The sequence below is a fragment of the Gordonia sp. GN26 genome, assembly GCF_054823965.1.
In genome coordinates, this window is sequence record NZ_JSYC01000114.1 from 1 (window position 1) to 18,129 (window position 18,129).

Here is an 18,129-nt window from a genome sequence, read left to right on the forward strand (position 1 = left end):
ATCGCTCCTCGCACCTCAGGGAGCGGTGGGAGTCCCCGCTCGTCGAGTAGCGGAGGGGCGTGTGACGAGGAGACCGGTACGGAGGTCTAGGGCCGCAGCGCGGCGAGCACCTCGTCGTGCAGGAGTCCGTTGGTCGCGACGGCACTGCCGCCGGCCGGGCCGGGGGTTCCGTCGAGTGCGGTGAACCGGCCGCCGGCCTCGCGGACCAGGATGTCGAGGGGTGCGAGGTCCCAGAGGGAGACCTCGGGTTCGGCGGCGATGTCGACCGCGCCCTCGGCGACGAGGCAGTAGTTGAAGAAGTCGCCGTAGCCGCGGACGCGCCAGACCTGGTCGGTGAGATCGACGAAGCGGTCGCGGATGCCGCGGTCGGCCCAGCCGGAGAGGCTCGAGAAGGCCAGGCTCGACGACGACAGGTCGCCGACCCCCGACACCGAGAGCTCACGGGCGTCCTCGCCGTCGAAACAGGTGTGGGCGCCGAGACCGCCGGCGGCCCACCAGCGTCGGCGCAGCGCGGGTGCGGACACCACGCCGACCGTCGGCACACCGTCGACGAGCAGTGCGATCAGCGTGGCCCAGACCGGGACGCCGCGCACGAAGTTCTTGGTGCCGTCGATGGGGTCGATGACCCATTGACGACCGGACAGGGCGGCGTCGCCACCGAACTCCTCACCGAGAACCATGTCGGCGGGCCGGCGGGCGGCGAGCCGTTCGCGGATGAGGGTCTCGCAGGCGAGGTCGGCGTCGGAGACGGGCGTGAGGTCGGGTTTGTCGTCGACGCGGAGGTCGACCGCCCCGAACCGGTCCATGGTCAGCGCATCGGCGGAATCGGCGAGCGACAGCGCGAGTTCGAGGTCGTCGTCGAAGCTCTGAGAGGTGCTTGGGTTCTTCGGACCGGAGTCGGCGGACATGCCCGGTAGGGTAGCCCTCATGCTGCTCACCGTGACGTTCACCCTGTTGCTGGCCGCACTGGTGGTGGTGCTGGTCATGCAGTGGCAGCGGGGACGCAACCCGCGGGCCATGTCCGCCGGGAAGGCCTCGCAATATGTGCAGGGAATGCTGACGATCGTCGGTGTCTCCGACAACCAGTCCGATCCGCAGAGCGCCACGGACAAGAACGGTCAGCGCTTCTACACCATCACCGGGACCATCGTCGGGCCCGAGACCAACCCGACCGAGGTGTACGGAACGCTCGTGCTCGGGCCGGATGATCCGTGGCCGCAGGTCGGCGACGACCTGCCGGTGATCTACAAGCCGCACAAGGCCGTCACGTCCTGGCAGTTCGGCGTCCTGCCCGATCCGCAGCCGCCCATGGGGCCTGACGCTGTCTGACCCGGCCCGCGTCGGTACTCTGGATGATTGTGCATCCCGACGTAACCGCAGACCTCGAATCCCTCGACGCCACCTTGACCACCGTGGAAAAGGTGCTCGACCTCGAGGAGCTCCGTCGTCGAATCGACGAGTTGGAGATGCAGGCCTCGGATCCCGACCTGTGGAACGACCAGGACCACGCACAGAAGGTCACCAGCGAGCTGTCGCACGCGCAGTCCGAACTCCGCAAGGTCTCCGAGCTGCGTCAGCGCCTCGAGGACCTGCCCGTGCACTACGAGCTCGCCGACGCCGAAGAGGGCGAGGACAAGGCCGCGGCCCTGGCCGATGCCGACGAGGAGCGGGCCGGCCTGCGCGCCGACATCGAGGCCATGGAGGTCAAGACGATGCTCGCGGGTGAGTACGACTCCCGCGAGGCCGTGGTCAACATCCGTTCCGGTGCCGGTGGCGTCGACGCCGCAGACTGGGCGCAGATGCTGATGCGCATGTACATCCGCTGGGCCGAGCGGAAGGGCTACGGCGTCGAGGTCTACGACACCTCCTACGCCGAAGAGGCCGGCCTCAAGTCCGCGACCTTCGCCGTCAAGGCGCCCTACATGTACGGCACCCTCTCGGTGGAGCAGGGCACCCACCGCCTCGTGCGGATCAGCCCGTTCGACAACCAGAGCCGCCGCCAGACCTCGTTCGCCGAGGTCGAGGTGCTGCCGGTGGTCGAGACCACCGACCACATCGACGTCGACGAGAACGACATCAAGGTCGACGTCTACCGCTCGTCGGGCCCCGGCGGCCAGTCGGTCAACACCACCGACTCCGCCGTGCGCCTGACCCACATCCCGACCGGCATTGTCGTGACCTGTCAGAACGAGAAGAGCCAGCTGCAGAACAAGGCGTCGGCCATGCGCGTGCTGCAGGCCAAGCTCCTCGAGCGCAAGCGCCAGGAGGAGCGCGCCGAACTCGACGCGCTCAAGGGCGACGGCGGCTCGAGCTGGGGCAACCAGATGCGGTCCTACGTGCTGCACCCGTACCAGATGGTCAAGGACCTGCGGACGGGCGTGGAGGACAACAACCCCACCGCGGTGCTCGACGGCGAGCTCGACAAGTTCATCGAGGCCGGCATCCGCTGGCGGATGGCGTCTGCCGAAGCGTGACCGTGACCTCGGGAGCCGAGTTGCTGGCCGCTGCGCCGTCCCCGACCGAGATCCTCATCGGTCGGGTCTATGTCTGGCTGGCCACGAACGGCCTCGAGATCGTCATCTGGATCCTGGGTGCGGTGCTGCTGGCCCGCGTCATCCGGTGGTTCGCCGGCAAGTACGCCAATCGGGTCGAATCGCGGTTCTCCACCAGTGATCTGATCGTCCAGACCGAGGACGCCAAACATCGTCGGGCGCTCGTCGACGTGGTGGCCTGGACGCTCATCGTGGGCATTGCGATCGTCGTCATCATCCACATCCTGGGCGTCTTCGGCATCCCGCTCAGCGGGCTCACCGGCCCGACCGCGGTGATCGGTGCGGCACTCGGCTTCGGCGCGCAGCGAATCGTGCAGGACATCCTGGCCGGCTTCTTCGTCGTCGCCGAGAAGCAGTACGGCTACGGTGACGTGGTCAACCTGACGGTGACCGGCAACGCGCCGGCGGAGGGGACCGTGGAGGATGTCACCCTCCGCGTGACCAAGCTGCGCACCAGCGAGGGCGAGGTCATCACCGTTCCCAACGGTCAGATCATCAAGGCCACCAACCTGTCGAAGGACTGGGCGCGCGCCGTCGTCGACGTACCCATTCCGGCGGAAGCGGACATCGGTCTGGTCAACGAGACACTCGACCGCGTCGGTCGTGAGTTCTACGCATTGCCGCGCTGGCACGACCTGCTGCTCGACGCGCCGTCCTCCCTCGGTGTGGTCAGCCTCGAGCTCGATTCGATCACCGTGCGCATGGTCACGCGCACCCTGCCGGGCAAGCAGTTCGAGGTGGGTCGCGCACTTCGCGTCCACATCATCCGGGCGTTGGTCCGCGAGGGGATCAACGTGCCGCCGCGCGACATCCAGGCCTCGAGCGGTCCGCCGGCGACCCTGGCCGATCAGGTCGGTCGCGACCGGGACGGGGACGAGTGATGACCGGATCTCAGGAGAATCAGCCCGTTCAGTCGGGGGCGAGCGGCCAGGACGACGGTCGTCGTCGGCGCACCTTCCGGTGGAATCAGCACATCGGTCGGACGTCGATCCGGATCAGCACCGCCATCCTCTTCGTGGTGTTCATTGTCTGCTGCATCCTCTATGGCTACACCTCCCAGCGCTACGGCGTCGTCTCGCCGGAACCGCCGCGTCCTGCGCCGAGGACGTCGCAGGTCGTCGAACCGACCTACGAGCGGCCGCTGCCGTCGACGTACGAGGAATCCACCTCGCAGACGTCGTCGGCGTCGTCGACGACCGGCGAACCCGGGGTCGAGGGTGGGACCGGGACGCCTCTGCCGCCGGGACAGACGGGGTCGCCGTCGGAGTCCACCACGCGTCAGACGATCCCGGGTCTGCCCGGCGTCGAGATCCCGAACTTCGGGGCGCCGACGCCCACCACGCCCGTTCCGACACGCTGACGCCGGGGAACCGCTGGTCAGAGAGTTGTTCGACGCGGCGTGTTGCGCCTGAACGGACTCTCAGGCGGCGTCGTTACACTGGCTCATCGTGATCAAGCTGGAGAACGTCACGATGCAGTACAAGGCATCCTCTCGACCGGCTCTGAAGGATTTGAGCTTCGAGGTCGACAAGGGGGAGTTCGCGTTCCTGATCGGTCCGTCCGGATCGGGTAAGTCGACGTTCTTCCGATTGCTGCTCAAAGAGGACCGGCCCACGAGTGGCGACGTGTACCTCGGTGAGTTCCATGTCAACAAGATGCGGGCCCGTTCGGTTCCGAAACTCCGCCAGTCGATCGGCTGTGTCTTCCAGGACTTCCGGTTGCTGCAGAAGAAGACCGTCGCCGAGAATGTCGCCTTCGCGCTCGAGGTGATCGGCCGACCGAAGTCGACGATCCAGCGCGTGGTGCCCGAGGTGCTCGAGTATGTCGGTCTCGAGGGCAAGCACGACCGCATGCCCAACGAGCTGTCCGGTGGCGAGATGCAACGTGTGGCCATCGCCCGCGCGATCGTCAACCGCCCGCTCGTGCTGCTTGCCGACGAGCCGACCGGAAACCTCGATCCGGAGACCAGCGAGGAGATCGTCGACGTCCTCGACCGCGTCAACCGTCGGGGCACCACGGTGGTCATGGCCACCCACGACCGGCACATCGTCGACGCGATGCGACGCCGCGTCCTCGAATTCGACAACGGGCAGCTCGTGCGCAACGACCCGCAGGGTGTGTACGGAATCGGCTGACGGCTCAGCCCACTCCCGACACACAACAACGACCCCCAAGGACGTCTGAGCAAGCATGCGAGCGAATTTCATCATCAGCGAGGTTCTCAACGGACTGCGCCGCAATGCGACCATGACCATCGCGATGATCATCACCACGGCGATCACGCTGGGTATGTTCGGCGGTGGCCTGTTGGTGATCCAGATGGCCGACAAGAGCCAGAAGATCTTCCTCGACCGGGTGGAGATGGAGTTCTACCTCAATCCCGAAGTCACCGAACGCGATCCGCAGTGTCAGGCCGATCCCTGCGCGCAGTTGCGACGGGGGCTCGAGAACGAGCCCGGCGTCACCTCGGTGACCTACCTCGACAAGGACGAGGCCTACAAGCGTGCGAAGGAGATCTTCGCGAACAACCCGGACCTCGCCGAGAACATCGTCGAGGGCACACTGCCGGCGTCGTTGCGGGTGCGGGTCTCCGACCCGGCCCAGTTCGACGCGGTGCTCACCGAGTACGCGGGCCGAAAAGACCTGGGTGTGGACGCATTCAAGGACGACCGCAAACTGGTGCAACGCATCTTCAGTGTGCTCGACGGGGTGCGCAACGCGACGTTCGCAATCGCCTCGGTGCTCGCGGTCGCGGCGATCTTGTTGATCATCAACACCGTTCAGATCGCGGCGTTCACCAGACGAACCGAAGTGTCGATCATGCGCCTGGTGGGCGCGACGCGGTGGTACACACAGCTGCCGTTCCTCCTGGAGGCGGTGGTGTCCGCCCTTGTCGGTGCGTTGCTCGCGATCGGTGGTCTGCTGCTCGCGAAGAAGTTCTTCTTCGACACCGCGCTGAAGGAGCTCTACGGCGTGAGCTTCTTCGCCCGCATCGAACTGGCGGACGTCTTGTTCGTCGCGCCGTGGTTGATCCTCGGTGGAATCGTGTTGGCGGGCGCGACGGCATATGTCACTCTTCGTGTGTACGTCCGGGAATGAGCGGACCCGCCGCCGGCGTTCCACACACGCTTGACTACGGTCTATTCGACCCTGCCAACCGTCGATCCACGAGGAGGTGAGTGCGCGATGCCCAAGGAAAAGGGACGCAACGTGATTGCCCAGAACCGCAAGGCGCGCCACAACTACGCCATCCTCGACGTCTACGAGGCAGGAATCGCCCTCGTGGGGACCGAGGTGAAGAGCCTGCGCGCGGGTAAGGCGTCACTTGTGGACGCGTTCGCCACGATCGACGACGGCGAGGTGTGGCTGCATGCCCTGCACATCGCCGAGTACGGCCACGGTTCATGGACCAACCACGCGGTCCGACGCAAGCGCAAGCTGCTGATGCATCGTCGGGAGATCGACAATCTGATCGGCAAGATCCGCGACGGAAACCTCACGCTCGTGCCGCTGTCGCTGTACTTCAACGACGGTCGGGTGAAGGTCGAGCTGGCGCTGGCCCGCGGTAAGCAGGCCCACGACAAGCGTCACGACATCGCCAAGCGGACCGCGCAGCGTGAGGTCGAGCGTGAGGTCGGCCGTCGCGTGAAGGGCATGGGCTGACCGACCGGATCGGTCGGATCTCAGGCTGCCTTGTAGAGACGCGTGCCCTCATTCGTGTGCGGGGTCTCGGCGGTCGCCGCCGGCACGCGGCGGTAGGTGCGTTCGTATTGTTCGACGTCGGTACGCCGCAACGGGGGAGTGAGCGGGTCCGACGACACGTACACATCGCTGTCGCGGGTGGCCTCGCTGAGTCGGATCTGCATGCGGAACGCGGTGAGGGCACCTGCGAACAGGACGGCCATCGTGAGTCCGAACATCCACGACGGTGCATCGACGCCACCGGCGAGCGACATCACGAACAGTCCAAGGAACAGGAATCCGAGCAGCATCACCAGGTAAGCGGCGAAGGCGAACGATCTTGGACGGGGTGCGGAGCGCACGACGAACAACCTCCTCGGGTAGCGGGTTCCGATACATAGTGTGTATCGCTACGGCGACTGTAGCGCAACACTCTGTGTAGCGGCTGAGCGTGTCGTGATATTCCTGAAGCACCGGTGCTCGACGGCGCCGGTCCGACTGAGAAGGGTTCCGCGCTTGCCTGCTGACAGCGGTCCGAAGATCATCACGGCTGCGCTGGAGCTGCTGCGCACGAAGGGGCCGTCGGGCGTGACGATCGAGGCCGTCGCCGCCCACTCCGGCGTCGCCCGCACCACCATCTACCGCCGATACCGCAATCGCGACGAGATGCTCACCGCGGCTCTCGTCGCCGTGGGGACGCCACCGGGTCTCGACGACGAGCTGTCGGGGGAGCAACGCCTTCGATGGGTGGTCCGCCACGCGGCGTCGATGGTGTCCGACGGCATCGGCTTCGGCGGGATGGCGGCACTGATCACCGACGCCGATCCCGGCTTCACCGAGATCTTTCGCGCCGTGCTGTCGACGCACCGCGCCGACCTCGCGAGAGTCATCGACGACGGCAAGAGTCGCGGACTCTTTACTTCGACCGTGGACCCGGACACGCTCATCGACAGCATCGTCGGAACACTAGTTGCGGAACGGGCCAGGTCGGGGAGTGTCGGCGACGGCTGGGAGGACCGCGTCGTCGACATGTTCGCGCCGATCGTGCTCGCCCGTGGTTGAGCTCGGTTCTTCCCGATGGTCGAGCTCGGTTCTTCCTGCTGGTTGAGCTCGGTTCTTCTCGCCGGTTGGGCTCCGTTCTTCTCGCCGGTTGAGCTCCGTCGAAACCGGGAATGAAGTCCGCTGTCGGAGTTGTTAGACTGAATTACTCGCTGACTTCGGTCGGCGGGTACCTGTCTCGGGGCTGATCGGTTTCGACTACGTGCGTCGAGGTAGGGGAAGCGTGTCGGTGCAGGCTGGAGACCACCGTATAAGCGTCGCAGCAACCAATTAAGCGCCGATTCCAATCAGCGCGACTACGCCCTCGCTGCCTGATCAGCGACGGCTAGTCTGTCGGCCCGGATTGTGCTCCCGAATCCGGATGCCGGCATCATCTCAGGGAGCTCACCGTCCTCGCCGGTCGCGGGCGAGGTCGGAACATCAAACAGCGACTGGGATCGTCATCTCGGCTTGTTCGCGTGACCGAGAGATCCAAGTAGAGACATAGCGGACTGCACACGGAGAAGCCCTACCAACACGACGGAGGACCCGGGTTCAATTCCCGGCAGCTCCACGGCCAGAGCGCCCCACCTGTTCGCAGGTGGGGCGCTTTGGGTACAGCGGCTTCTACAGGGTCGGTTCGGGAACCGAGCTGACCTCGGCGTTCGAGTGCGGCGTGATTCTGGTGCCGATACCCCGAAGGCCTATCTCAGTAGTAGTGGGCTCGACCGCCCACCGCGCGCCCGGTGGCACCGAGGACCGCGAGGATCACGCCGATCACGGCGACGATGATGCCCAGGGTCCACAGGATCGGGATGCCGAAGATGAATCCGAGAACGAGAAGGATGATTCCGAGGATGATCACCGCGCACACTCCGGAGGTCGCAGTTACTAGGATGCTCGACGCTGCTGCAAGCACCTCTCACGTTACCCCCGTCACACCCGACAATGCGCCGAACGACGACCGACCGTTCCGACGCCGCTCGGTGTCGCCGCGGCTCAGGCCGCGGCCGCGTCGGCCAGCGCGTGCTCACGGTGACGACGTCGCTTGCTGATGACGCCGTGGGTCGGGCTGAACAGGAAGACGAGCAGGAACAGGATTCCCTGCACCAGCACGACCATGCCGCCGGGTGAAGTGTCCTGGTAGTAGGACACGTACAGGCCGATGACGCCGCACAGCGCCGAGGTGGCGGGCGCGATGACCAGCATGCGGGTGAAGCGGTTGGTGAGCATTTGCGCTGTCGCGCCGGGGATGATCAGCATCGCCACCACCAGCACGATGCCGACCACCTGCAGCGCGGTCACGGCGGTCAGGGCCAGCAGGGCTAGGAGCACCGCGCCCAGCAACCTCGGGCTGAGGCCGATGGCGAAGGCGTGGGTGGGGTCGAAAGCATAGAGGGTGAAGTCGCGGCGTTTGAGCAGCAGGATCACCGCGACGATGGCACCGAGTATCGCGATCTGGATCAGGTCCGACGCCGAGACGCCGAGCAGGTTGCCGAAGATGATGTGGTTCAGGTCGGTCTGGCTCGGCGTCACCGAGATGAGGACCAGCCCGAGGGCGAACAGCGACGTGAAGACGATGCCGATCGCGGCGTCCTCCTTCACCCGGCCGCCGTCGCGGACCGCACCGATCATCGCCACCGCGAGGAACCCGAAGACCACCGCGCCGATGGCGAACGGGAATCCGACGATGTAGGCGAGCACGACTCCCGGCAGTACGGCATGGGAGACGGCGTCACCCATCAGCGACCAACCGATCAGCACCAGCCAGCACGACAACAGCGCGCAGACGACCGATGCGATCAGCGTCGCCCACAGTGCCCGGGTCATGAAGGCGTAGGCGAAGGGGTCGAGGAGGTGGTCGACGATGCTCATGACGCCTCCTCCTGGCGGTCGCCGGAAGCCTGCACGGTCCGGTCCAGCGGGTCGAGTCCGAAGGCGCGCACCAGATTGTCGGTGGTGATCACCTCGGTGGGGTCACCCTGCGCGACGACCCGGCGCATCAGCAGGATCGCCTCGTCGGCGAGCGTCGGCAGGACCTGCAGATCGTGCGTGGACACGAGGATCGTCACGCCCGAATCGGCGAGTTCGCGCAGCAACGCGGTGATGGTGGCCTCGGTGCGTTTGTCGACGCCGGCGAACGGCTCGTCGAGCAGCAGGATCGAGGCCTCCTGCGCGATGCCGCGGGCCACGAAGGCTCGCTTGCGCTGGCCGCCGGAGAGCTGCCCGATCTGACGGTCGGCGTAGTCGGTGAGTTCCACGCGCGCGAGTGCTTTGTCGACGGCGTCGTGGTCGGCGCGCTTGGGTCGGCGGGTGAAGCCGAGATGGCCGTAGCGGCCGGTCATCACGACGTCGCGCACCGAGAGCGGGAACGACCAGTCGATGTCCTCGGACTGCGGGACGTACCCGACGAGGCCGGACTTGCGCGCGGCGGCTGGGGATCTGCCGGCGAGTGTGACCGAGCCGGTGGTCGGGGTGACCGACCCGACGATGGTCTTGAACAGCGTCGACTTGCCCGATCCGTTCATGCCGACGAGCGCGCAGATGCGGCCCGTCGGCACGCGCACCGAGGCGTGGTCGAGCGCGAGGATGCGGCCGTAGCGCACCGTCACGTCGTCGACCTCGATGGCATGCGAGGTGATCATCGGTTGTCTCCCGTCAGTCCCGACACGATGGTCCGGGCGTCGTGGCGGATCAGGTCGAGGTACGTGGGCACCGGGCCGTCGGCCTCGGAGAGGGAGTCGACGTACAGCGTGCCGCCGAAGCGGGCGTCGGTTGCGCCGACGACCTGCTGCATCGCCGCGTCGGAGACCGTCGACTCGCAGAAGACCGCCGGCACCCGGTTCTTGCGGACGAAGTCGATGGCCGCGGCGACCTGCTGCGGGGTGGCCTGCTGTTCGGCGTTGACCGGCCAGATGTAGCGCTCGGCGAGTCCGGCGTCGCGCGCGAGGTAGGAGAAGGCGCCCTCGCAGGTGACCAGCGCGCGTTCGTTGGGCGGCAGGTCGTCGAGTGCCGAGACCAGTTCGGTCTGCACCTGCTGCAGCTGTTTCTTGTACGACGCTCCGTTGGCCGCGAAGATCTCGGCGCCCTCGGGGTCGAGGTCGGTGAACGCCTCGACCAGGTTGTCGACGTAGATGCCGACGTTGACCGGACTCATCCATGCGTGCGGATTCGGTTTGCCCGCATAGGCATCCGAGGCGATGTCGATCGGGTCGATGCCGTCGCTGGCCACCACATGCCGAACGTCGAGTCCGTCGACGAACTGGCCGAACCAGGCCTCGAGATCGAGTCCGTTGTCGACGACGAGTGAGGCCGTCGCGGTGCGTCGCACGTCGCCAGGAGTGGGTTCGTAACCGTGGATCTCCGCGCCCGGCTTGGTGATCGACTCGACCCGCAGGCGATCACCCGCGACATTCGACGCGATGTCGGCGAGCACGGTGAACGTCGTGAGCACGACCTTCTCGTCGGGGAGACGGCTGGACAGAGTGCAGCCCGAGATGACCGTGCACAGGACAGCGATCAGCGCCCCGGCGGACAGCAGTCGACGAGCGCGCACCTTGGGCATGCCGACACTATAGTTTCGGGGAGCCGAACTTTCTACCTCCGGGGGGCCGCAAACCCCGATCCGTACGAAATCCGCCCCCGATAACCACCCTCCTGAACGGGTCCGGCGACATATCGTCGCCGCCCCGGCTGTGGAGGGCGCATCTCAGGGGCGGATCCCGGGGGCGGATCTCGGGGGCGGATTTCACCGGCGGCCGGTCAGATGACGCCCGACTCCCGTAGCTCGGTCAGGTCCTCGGTCGACAGTCCCAGCATCTCGCCGTAGACGGTCTCGTTGTCGTACCCCGGCGTGGGCGGGCCGGCGTTGCGGATGCCGCCGGGCGTCTCGCTGAACTGGGGGACGACGCCGGGTCCGAGGACGGTTCGCCGGGCGCCCTCGTCGTAGTGCTCGGCGATCATGCCGCGCGCCCGCAGATGGGGGTCGGCGACCACCTCGGCGACCGTGTTGACCGGGCCCACAACCACTCCCGCGGCGCTCAGCACCTCGGTGAGTTTTTCGGCGGAGTACTGCGCCGACCATTCGCCGATCATCGCGTCCAGCTCGTCCTGGTTACGACCCCGGGCGGTGTGGTCGGCGAATCGCTCGTCGGTGGCGAGTTCGGGCCGGCCCATCGCCTGGCAGAGGCGGGCGAACACCGAGTCCTGGTTGGCCGCGATGATGACGTGCGTGCCGTCGCTGGTGGGGTAGAGGTTCGACGGCGCGATGCCTTCGAGTCGGGTGCCCGACGGTCCGCGCACCACGCCGCCCGCGTCGTAGTCGGCGATCGCCGATTCCTGCACGGCCACACAGGATTCGATGAGGGAGGTGTCGACGACCTGGCCCTTGCCGGTCACCGTCCGGCGATACAGGGCTGCCAGTGCGCCCTGCGCGGCGAACATGCCGGCGAGGGTGTCGCCGATCGAAAGTGCCAGTCGCGGAGGCAGTTGCCCGGGGTAGCCGTTCAGATACCTTAGGCCGCTTGCTGCTTCGGCGACGGACGCATAGCCGGCGCGTGTCGCATCCGGACCTGTCTGGCCGTAACCGGACACCCGCACGATGACGAGGCCGGGGTTGCGCTCCGACAACACGTCCGGGCCGATGCCGAGACGTTCGAGCGTGCCGGGGCGGAAGTTCTCGACGACGACATCGGCGCGGTCGGCGAGCTCGAGGAAGATCTCTCGGCCGCGGTCGGAGCGCAGGTCGAGGGTGATCGCTTTCTTGTTGCGGGCGTGGACCGTCCAGTAGAAGCGATGGCCGTCGACCTCGGCCTGACCCCAGGTGCGGATCGGATCGGGTTTGCCCGGCGGTTCGATCTTGATGATGTCGGCGCCCATGTCGCCGAGGAGTCGGGCGGCGTGCGGGCCCGCGATCAGGGTGCCCAGCTCGAGCACGGTGACGCCCTCGAGCGGTCCTGCCGGGGCTCCTTCTCGGTTCGGCGCGGCAACGGTGTTGTCGGTCATGGGAGACAGTGTGGCCGGTCACAGGTGCGACGCCAATACGAAGGGTCGGTTTACGGTTGGAACGAATCGAATCTTGCGTTCCATTGTCGCGCATCTCCGGCTATGGTGTGTGTCGTCGAACACATACTGGGGAGGCTTTGAATGGTTGATCACGCATCGGGGACCGGGCTCCTGCCCGACATCCGTCTCGCCGACATGGCGGCGGGCGTCGCATCGCTGCGCAAGGACATCGGGACCGTTCTGCGTGTGCTGCCGGAGATGCTGCCCAAGCCGCCGACCACCAAGATGTCGATCGGCAAGCGCTTCCAGCAGTCCGTCGACAAGTACCCCGACCGCGACTTCCTGCGCTTCGAGGGCTCGTCGATCACCTACCGCGAGGCCAACGCCCGGGCCAACCGTCTCGCCGACTTCCTGACGCGTGAGGGCGTCGGCAAGGGCGATGTGGTGGCGGTGCTGTCGAAGAACCACCCCGACGTCGTGATCGCCATGCTCGGCATCGTCAAGATCGGCGCGATCTGCGGCATGATCAACTTCCACCAGCGCGGCGCAGTGCTCGAGCACAGCCTGGGGCTCCTCGACGCCAAGGTCGTTCTGTACCAGGAGGATCTGGTCGAGGCCCTGGACTCGGTACCGCAGAGTGCGCGTCCGGCAAAGGAATTCACCTTCGAGAAGCTGCCGTCGCTGGTCGCGCCATGCTCGCCGGTCAATCCAAAGGCCACCGAATCCGTCGAGGTCGGCTCGACGGCGATCCTGATCTTCACCTCCGGTACCACCGGATACCCCAAGGCCAGCAAGCTGAGTCACTACCGCTGGCTGGTCGCCATGAACGGCATCGGCGGCCTCGGGATCCGACTGCGCAGCGACGACGTGATGTACACGGCGCTGCCCTTCTACCACAACAACGCGCTCACGATCTCACTGTCGTCGGTGCTCAACTCCGGTGCCTGCCTCGCGATCGGCAAGCAGTTCTCGGCGTCCCGCTTCTTCGACGAGCTCATCGAGAACGACGCCACCGCGTTCAGCTACATCGGCGAGCTGTGCCGGTATCTCCTGGCGCAGCCGCCGAAGCCGACCGACCGCGCGCACCGCGTCCGGCTCGCCGTCGGCAACGGCCTACGCCCCGACATCTGGGACGACTTCACCGGACGTTTCGGCATCGACCGCATCGTCGAGTTGTATGCGGCCAGCGAGGCCAACATCGGCTTCGTCAACGTGTTCGGGCTGTCCAAGACCGCGGGCTTCTCGCCGTTGCCCTACATCGTCGTCGAGTACGACGAGGAAACCGGCGAACCGTTGCGCGGGCCCGATGGCCGGGTGAAGAAGGTCGGCAAGGGCGGCACGGGACTGCTTCTCGCACAGATCAACTCGCGCGTCCCCTTCGACGGTTACACCGATCCGAAGGCCACCGAGAAGAAGATCGTCCGCGACGCCCGCAAGAAGGGCGACCAGTGGTTCAACAGCGGCGACGTCGTCCGCGACCAGGGCTTCCACCACATCGGCTTCGTCGACCGGATCGGTGACACCTTCCGCTGGAAGGGTGAGAACGTCGCCACCACCGAGGTCGAGGCCGTGGTCGACGCACACGACGCCGTCGAGGAGGCCGTCGTCTTCGGTGTGCCGGTGCCTGGTGTCGACGGCAAGGCCGGCATGGCGGCGGTGAGTCTCCACGACGGTCAGGAGTTCGACGCCGCGGGCTTCGCCGCTCACGTCCGGAAGGGACTGCCGAGTTACGCGGTGCCGCTGTTCGTCCGGATCGTCGACCAGCTCGAACACACGTCGACCTTCAAGAACATGCGTACCGAACTGCGCAAGCAGGCCTACTCCGAGACCGGCGACGATCCGATGTACGTGCTCTCGGGCGACACCTACGTCGAGTTCTACCCGGAGTACGTCGAGGAACTGTCCGGAGCCCGGCGACAGGGGTGAGCGGTGGGCCGACGTGGTGGCGGTGTCAGCCGTTCACCACGTCGTAGACCGCCTCGGCCGGCGCAGCCAGGAGCCGGTCCGCCATCTCCTGCTTGAGGTGGGTCAGGCGCGCCTCCTCCTCGGTGGTGCGCTCCGGTTGCCGGGCCAGCGCGATGAACTCATCCGTCACGAACCCCTCGCGGATTTCCAGCCGGACCTTCCGGTCGCGGTAGGACAGCTCGAAGACGTAGCGCTCGAGCGTCGCGCCGCGGTCGTTGCGCTCCAGTGTGGAGTCGATGGTGTAGCGGTTCTCGGTCACCGCGCGGGTGACCATCTCGAAGGTGTCCCGTACACCGGGCCCGGTATGTGCCGTGGCCACGACGATGTCACGACGCTCGACCGAGCCGGGTTCACCGAGTTGGGGCAGAGCTCGCTCGAGGACCTTGAACGCGTGCGCGACGCCGCCCGGGAAGCCGGGACCGTGGTATCGGGTCACGTCATCGATGCTGTAGGAGATCTGGGTTCCCTGATCGGTGACGGTGATCGCGTTCATGCGATTGGACTCCTTCGTGGTGCGCGCCGCCGGGGACCGGAGACGTCAGCCTGCGGAGTTTACTCATGGTGCACAGCGGACAAGCGCTCGCCCACGAAGTCGAGCGCGCTGCGCTGCCACAGGCCGATGTGGTCGAGCATCGCGTGGCCCCCGTCGGGGACGTTGACGAAATGGGCGTCCACGCCCTGCGCCGACAACTCGTCGATGCCCTTGCGGGTGCGCTTGGCGAAGGTGCGTTCGTCGGCGTCGCCGTGGACGGCCACCACGCGGGCGCCCGGCTGGATGTGTCGCCAGTCGGCGTACTGCCACCAGGGGGCGAGGGCGAGTACGCCGATGACCCGGCGGTCGGCGGCGAGCTGCGCGGCGACCCGGCCGCCCATCGAGTGGCCGATCGCGACGACGGGGACGCCGGGGTGGCGACGGCACAACTCGTCGAGCGCGGCGCGCGCCGGGAGCATGGGGCTGCTCTCGTCGCCGTTCCAGCCGTAGACGCGGTACCGCACCTGATGCACCCGCACGGCCCGTCCGTAGCGCAATCGGAGCGACCACGTGAACGGGTACATGCGCAACGCCGAGCCCTGCCACGGACTGAACGGTTTGCGACTGTCGTCGGTGCCGCCGGGCAGCACCAGGACGAGGAGGCCGGCCGGGTCGCGCCGGGTCGCGAACAGTCCGGGCGAGAGCAGTCGCAGGGGACCGGGGTTCAACATGGTTCGGCAGGCCTCCAACGGCACGTCGACGATCGTCTCACCCTAGCGATTCGATTCCGAGGCTAATATGGACCGGTCTGCTGAGCCTCGCCAATTGGTGTCGTCGGACGGGCGAATTCCGATCTTGGTGGCAGAATCGCCGATATGGCACATTCCCGCGCTGGAACATTGGCCCTGCCCGAAGACCTCGTCGACGTGGAGGCACTCGAGCGTGCCTATTACGACAACGTCCCTGATCCGTCGGACCCGTTGCAGCAGGTCGTGTTCGGGACATCCGGCCATCGGGGTTCGAGTTTCGACACCGCATTCAACGAGGCGCATATCCTCGCGACGACGCAGGCCATCGTCGAATACCGGCGCGGTGCGGGAATCACGGGTCCGCTGTTCATCGGTTTCGATACGCACGCTTTGTCGATTCCGGCGTGGCGGACAGCGCTCGAGGTTCTCGCCGCCAACGAGGTGTCGGTGTTCACCGCCGAGGACGACTCATACACCCCGACCCCTGCGGTCAGTCGCGCGATCCTGACGTTCAACAAGGAGAACCCCGGTGTGCTCTCCGACGGCATCGTGGTGACGCCGTCGCACAACCCGCCGCGCGACGGCGGGTTCAAGTACAACCCGCCGACCGGTGGTCCGGCCGACACCACCGTGACCTCGGTCATCGCTGCTCGCGCCAACGACCTGCTCGCGGCGAAGCTCGACGGCGTGAAGCGGATTCCGTTCGAGCGGGCTCGATCCAGTGAGTTCGTCGCGGACTACTCGTTCCTGCAGGACTACATCGAGGGCCTCGGCGACGTCGTCGACATGGCGGCCATCCGCGACGCCGGCATCCACATCGGTGCCGACCCGCTCGGCGGTGCGTCGGTCGGGTACTGGGCCCACCTCGGGCTGCGCTACAACCTCGAACATCTCACCGTCGTCAACCCGACCGTCGACCCGACGTTCTCGTTCATGACGCTCGACACCGACGGCAAGATCCGGATGGACTGCTCGTCGTCGAACGCGATGGCCTCGCTGATCTCCGCGCGCGACTCCTTCGACATCGCGACCGGAAACGACGCCGACTCCGACCGCCACGGGATCGTCACGCCCGACGCCGGTCTGATGAATCCGAACCACTACCTCGCGGTGGCCATCGACTACCTGTTCACCCATCGTCCGCAGTGGTCGGAGCGGGCGGCGGTCGGCAAGACGCTGGTGTCGTCGTCACTCATCGACCGGGTGGTCACCGGGATCGGCCGGCCGCTGATGGAGGTCCCCGTCGGTTTCAAGTGGTTCGTCGACGGACTGCTCTCGGGACGCGTAGCGTTCGGCGGTGAGGAGAGTGCCGGGGCGTCGTTCCTGATGTTCGACGGCACGCCGTGGTCGACCGACAAGGACGGCATCATCATGGCGCTGCTCGCCTCGGAGATCCTGGCCGTCACCGGCAAGACGCCGTCACAGCGGTACGCCGAACTCGCCGAGCAGTACGGCGAGACCTCCTACGCCCGGATCGACGCGCCTGCGTCGCGCGAGCAGAAGGCGGTGTTGTCGAAGCTGTCGCCGGAGCAGGTGAAGGCCACCGAACTCGCCGGAGAACCGATCTCCGCGATCATGACAACCGCACCTGGCAACGGGGCGGCGATCGGCGGCCTGAAGGTCACCACCGAGAACGCGTGGTTCGCCGCGCGGCCGTCCGGAACGGAGGACGTCTACAAGATATACGCCGAATCCTTCAAGGGCCCTGAGCATCTCGCGCAGGTGCAGAAGGAGGCGCAGCAGGTCGTCGACACCGCGCTCGGGAGCTGATCAGCCGCCCGCGGGGATGCCGATCGCCAGGCCCACCAGATAGGTGGCGCCGGCGGCGATCACGCCGAAACACAGCTGACGCAGCGCGCCCCGGGCGATCGGGTGGCGGGTGACGTACGCGGCGACGCCGCCCGCGATGAGGAGTCCTACGGCGCCGACCGACAGGCCGAGGAGCAGCGAGGAGAACCCGAGCAGGTACGGGATCAGCGGGACGACGCCGCCGATACCGAACATCACGAACGACGATATCGCTGCCACCCACGGGGACGGCTTGTCCGACGGGGCGACGCCGAGTTCCTGGGTGATGTGGACGTCGACCGCACCTTCGGGGTCCCGATGGATCTCCTGCGCCGCGGTGGTCGCGGTCTCCTCGGTCATGCCCATCTCGGTGAACATCTCGATGAGTTCGTGGATCTCCCCGCGGGGGTTCTTCTCGATCTCGGAGCGTTCGACCTCCACCTCGGCGTCGAGCTGCTCGTTCTGCGTCGAGACCGAGGTGAACTCGCCGAGCGCCATCGAGAAAGCGCCGGCGATCAGTCCGGCGACGCCCGACAGGATGATCGTGTGCGCACTGGCGCCCGCGCCACCGACGCCGGCGACGAGGCTGATGTTGGTGACCAGCCCGTCCATCGCGCCGAAGGTCGCGGCGCGGACCTGGCCGCCGGAGACGTCCGGGTGCTCGTGGCTGATCGGGTCCATTTCCTCGTCGACCTCGCTGTTGGTCACCCCGCGAGCGTAGCGACGTATGTCGCGGGTCGCCGGTCGAGCCGTCCTTCTCCCGGTCCAGCCGTCCCTTCGCCGATCGAGCCGTCCCTTCGCCGATCGAGCCGTGTCGAGATCATTTTGCGAAAGCGGCACGTATTCGGTGCTCCTCGGGCGCATCTACTCAGCCGATTAT

Annotated in this window: 20 protein-coding genes and 1 other RNA gene; 11 read left to right on the forward strand and 10 right to left on the reverse strand. The window is 66.7% G+C overall.

Features of this window, described 5'->3' with window-relative positions; translation table 11 throughout:
- Positions 1-86: 86 nt before the first annotated feature.
- The gene (gene hisN / locus OK17_RS18715) at positions 87-908 is read right to left on the reverse strand and encodes a histidinol-phosphatase (protein WP_232715480.1); all 822 of its coding nucleotides are present in this window, start codon (positions 906-908) and stop codon (positions 87-89) included.
- Positions 909-927: 19 nt separating this feature from the next.
- On the opposite strand from hisN, the gene OK17_RS18720 reads away from it, so the two are divergent.
- From OK17_RS18720 to smpB, 7 genes are all read left to right on the forward strand, one after another.
- Positions 928-1,329, forward strand: coding sequence for a hypothetical protein (locus OK17_RS18720; protein ID WP_154884865.1), 402 nt, complete (start codon positions 928-930; stop codon positions 1,327-1,329).
- Between the two features lie 29 nt (positions 1,330-1,358).
- Positions 1,359-2,474, forward strand: a complete 1,116-nt coding sequence (gene prfB / locus OK17_RS18725) for a peptide chain release factor 2 (protein ID WP_461418363.1) — start codon at positions 1,359-1,361, stop codon at positions 2,472-2,474.
- Positions 2,471-3,433 (forward strand): mechanosensitive ion channel family protein, encoded by a 963-nt coding sequence (locus OK17_RS18730; RefSeq protein WP_461418364.1) that lies wholly within the window; start codon positions 2,471-2,473, stop codon positions 3,431-3,433. The genes prfB and OK17_RS18730 overlap by 4 nt, the downstream gene beginning before the upstream one ends.
- Positions 3,433-3,912, forward strand: a complete 480-nt coding sequence (locus tag OK17_RS18735; RefSeq protein WP_005198438.1) for a hypothetical protein — start codon at positions 3,433-3,435, stop codon at positions 3,910-3,912. The genes OK17_RS18730 and OK17_RS18735 overlap by 1 nt, the downstream gene beginning before the upstream one ends.
- Positions 3,913-4,000: 88 nt before the next feature.
- Complete coding sequence (ftsE, locus tag OK17_RS18740) at positions 4,001-4,687, forward strand: cell division ATP-binding protein FtsE (protein WP_005198440.1); 687 nt, start codon at positions 4,001-4,003, stop codon at positions 4,685-4,687.
- 55 nt (positions 4,688-4,742) lie between these two features.
- On the forward strand, positions 4,743-5,651 hold the full coding sequence (ftsX, locus tag OK17_RS18745) for a permease-like cell division protein FtsX (protein ID WP_006865497.1): 909 nt from the start codon (positions 4,743-4,745) through the stop codon (positions 5,649-5,651).
- Between the two features lie 87 nt (positions 5,652-5,738).
- Positions 5,739-6,215, forward strand: coding sequence for an SsrA-binding protein SmpB (gene smpB, locus OK17_RS18750; protein WP_006865498.1), 477 nt, complete (start codon positions 5,739-5,741; stop codon positions 6,213-6,215).
- Positions 6,216-6,235: 20 nt separating this feature from the next.
- Here the strand turns inward: smpB and OK17_RS18755 are convergent, their stop codons facing one another.
- A complete protein-coding gene (locus OK17_RS18755; RefSeq protein ID WP_461418365.1) occupies positions 6,236-6,595 on the reverse strand; it encodes a hypothetical protein in 360 nt (119 codons plus the stop codon).
- A 154-nt stretch (positions 6,596-6,749) separates the two neighbouring features.
- Between OK17_RS18755 and OK17_RS18760 the strand changes: the two genes are divergently transcribed.
- Positions 6,750-7,295: a TetR/AcrR family transcriptional regulator gene (locus OK17_RS18760; RefSeq protein WP_461418366.1), complete on the forward strand. Its 546-nt coding sequence runs from the start codon at positions 6,750-6,752 to the stop codon at positions 7,293-7,295.
- Between the two features lie 177 nt (positions 7,296-7,472).
- Positions 7,473-7,848: a transfer-messenger RNA gene (ssrA, locus tag OK17_RS18765) on the forward strand.
- A 132-nt stretch (positions 7,849-7,980) separates the two neighbouring features.
- On the opposite strand, the gene OK17_RS18770 is transcribed toward ssrA, so the two are convergent.
- The 5 genes from OK17_RS18770 to OK17_RS18790 form a co-directional block, all read right to left on the reverse strand.
- The gene (locus OK17_RS18770) at positions 7,981-8,136 is read right to left on the reverse strand and encodes a DUF6131 family protein (RefSeq protein WP_006865501.1); all 156 of its coding nucleotides are present in this window, start codon (positions 8,134-8,136) and stop codon (positions 7,981-7,983) included.
- A gap of 134 nt (positions 8,137-8,270) precedes the next feature.
- Positions 8,271-9,146, reverse strand: a complete 876-nt coding sequence (locus OK17_RS18775) for a metal ABC transporter permease (RefSeq protein WP_006865502.1) — start codon at positions 9,144-9,146, stop codon at positions 8,271-8,273.
- Positions 9,143-9,916 (reverse strand): metal ABC transporter ATP-binding protein, encoded by a 774-nt coding sequence (locus tag OK17_RS18780; RefSeq protein WP_461418367.1) that lies wholly within the window; start codon positions 9,914-9,916, stop codon positions 9,143-9,145. The genes OK17_RS18775 and OK17_RS18780 overlap by 4 nt, the downstream gene beginning before the upstream one ends.
- The gene (locus OK17_RS18785; RefSeq protein ID WP_461418368.1) at positions 9,913-10,836 is read right to left on the reverse strand and encodes a metal ABC transporter substrate-binding protein; all 924 of its coding nucleotides are present in this window, start codon (positions 10,834-10,836) and stop codon (positions 9,913-9,915) included. Before OK17_RS18785 ends, OK17_RS18780 begins: the two co-directional genes overlap by 4 nt.
- Positions 10,837-11,033: 197 nt before the next feature.
- Complete coding sequence (locus OK17_RS18790) at positions 11,034-12,275, reverse strand: CaiB/BaiF CoA transferase family protein (protein WP_461418369.1); 1,242 nt, start codon at positions 12,273-12,275, stop codon at positions 11,034-11,036.
- A gap of 141 nt (positions 12,276-12,416) precedes the next feature.
- On the opposite strand from OK17_RS18790, the gene OK17_RS18795 reads away from it, so the two are divergent.
- On the forward strand, positions 12,417-14,201 hold the full coding sequence (locus OK17_RS18795) for a long-chain-acyl-CoA synthetase (protein WP_232715488.1): 1,785 nt from the start codon (positions 12,417-12,419) through the stop codon (positions 14,199-14,201).
- A 25-nt stretch (positions 14,202-14,226) separates the two neighbouring features.
- Here the strand turns inward: OK17_RS18795 and OK17_RS18800 are convergent, their stop codons facing one another.
- Complete coding sequence (locus OK17_RS18800; protein ID WP_232715489.1) at positions 14,227-14,733, reverse strand: hypothetical protein; 507 nt, start codon at positions 14,731-14,733, stop codon at positions 14,227-14,229.
- A 59-nt stretch (positions 14,734-14,792) separates the two neighbouring features.
- A complete protein-coding gene (locus OK17_RS18805) occupies positions 14,793-15,443 on the reverse strand; it encodes an alpha/beta fold hydrolase (RefSeq protein ID WP_232715490.1) in 651 nt (216 codons plus the stop codon).
- Positions 15,444-15,587: 144 nt separating this feature from the next.
- On the opposite strand from OK17_RS18805, the gene pgm reads away from it, so the two are divergent.
- Positions 15,588-17,231, forward strand: a complete 1,644-nt coding sequence (gene pgm / locus OK17_RS18810; RefSeq protein WP_232715491.1) for a phosphoglucomutase (alpha-D-glucose-1,6-bisphosphate-dependent) — start codon at positions 15,588-15,590, stop codon at positions 17,229-17,231.
- On the opposite strand, the gene OK17_RS18815 is transcribed toward pgm, so the two are convergent.
- Complete coding sequence (locus OK17_RS18815) at positions 17,232-17,930, reverse strand: VIT1/CCC1 transporter family protein (protein WP_461418388.1); 699 nt, start codon at positions 17,928-17,930, stop codon at positions 17,232-17,234.
- Positions 17,931-18,129: the final 199 nt, after the last annotated feature.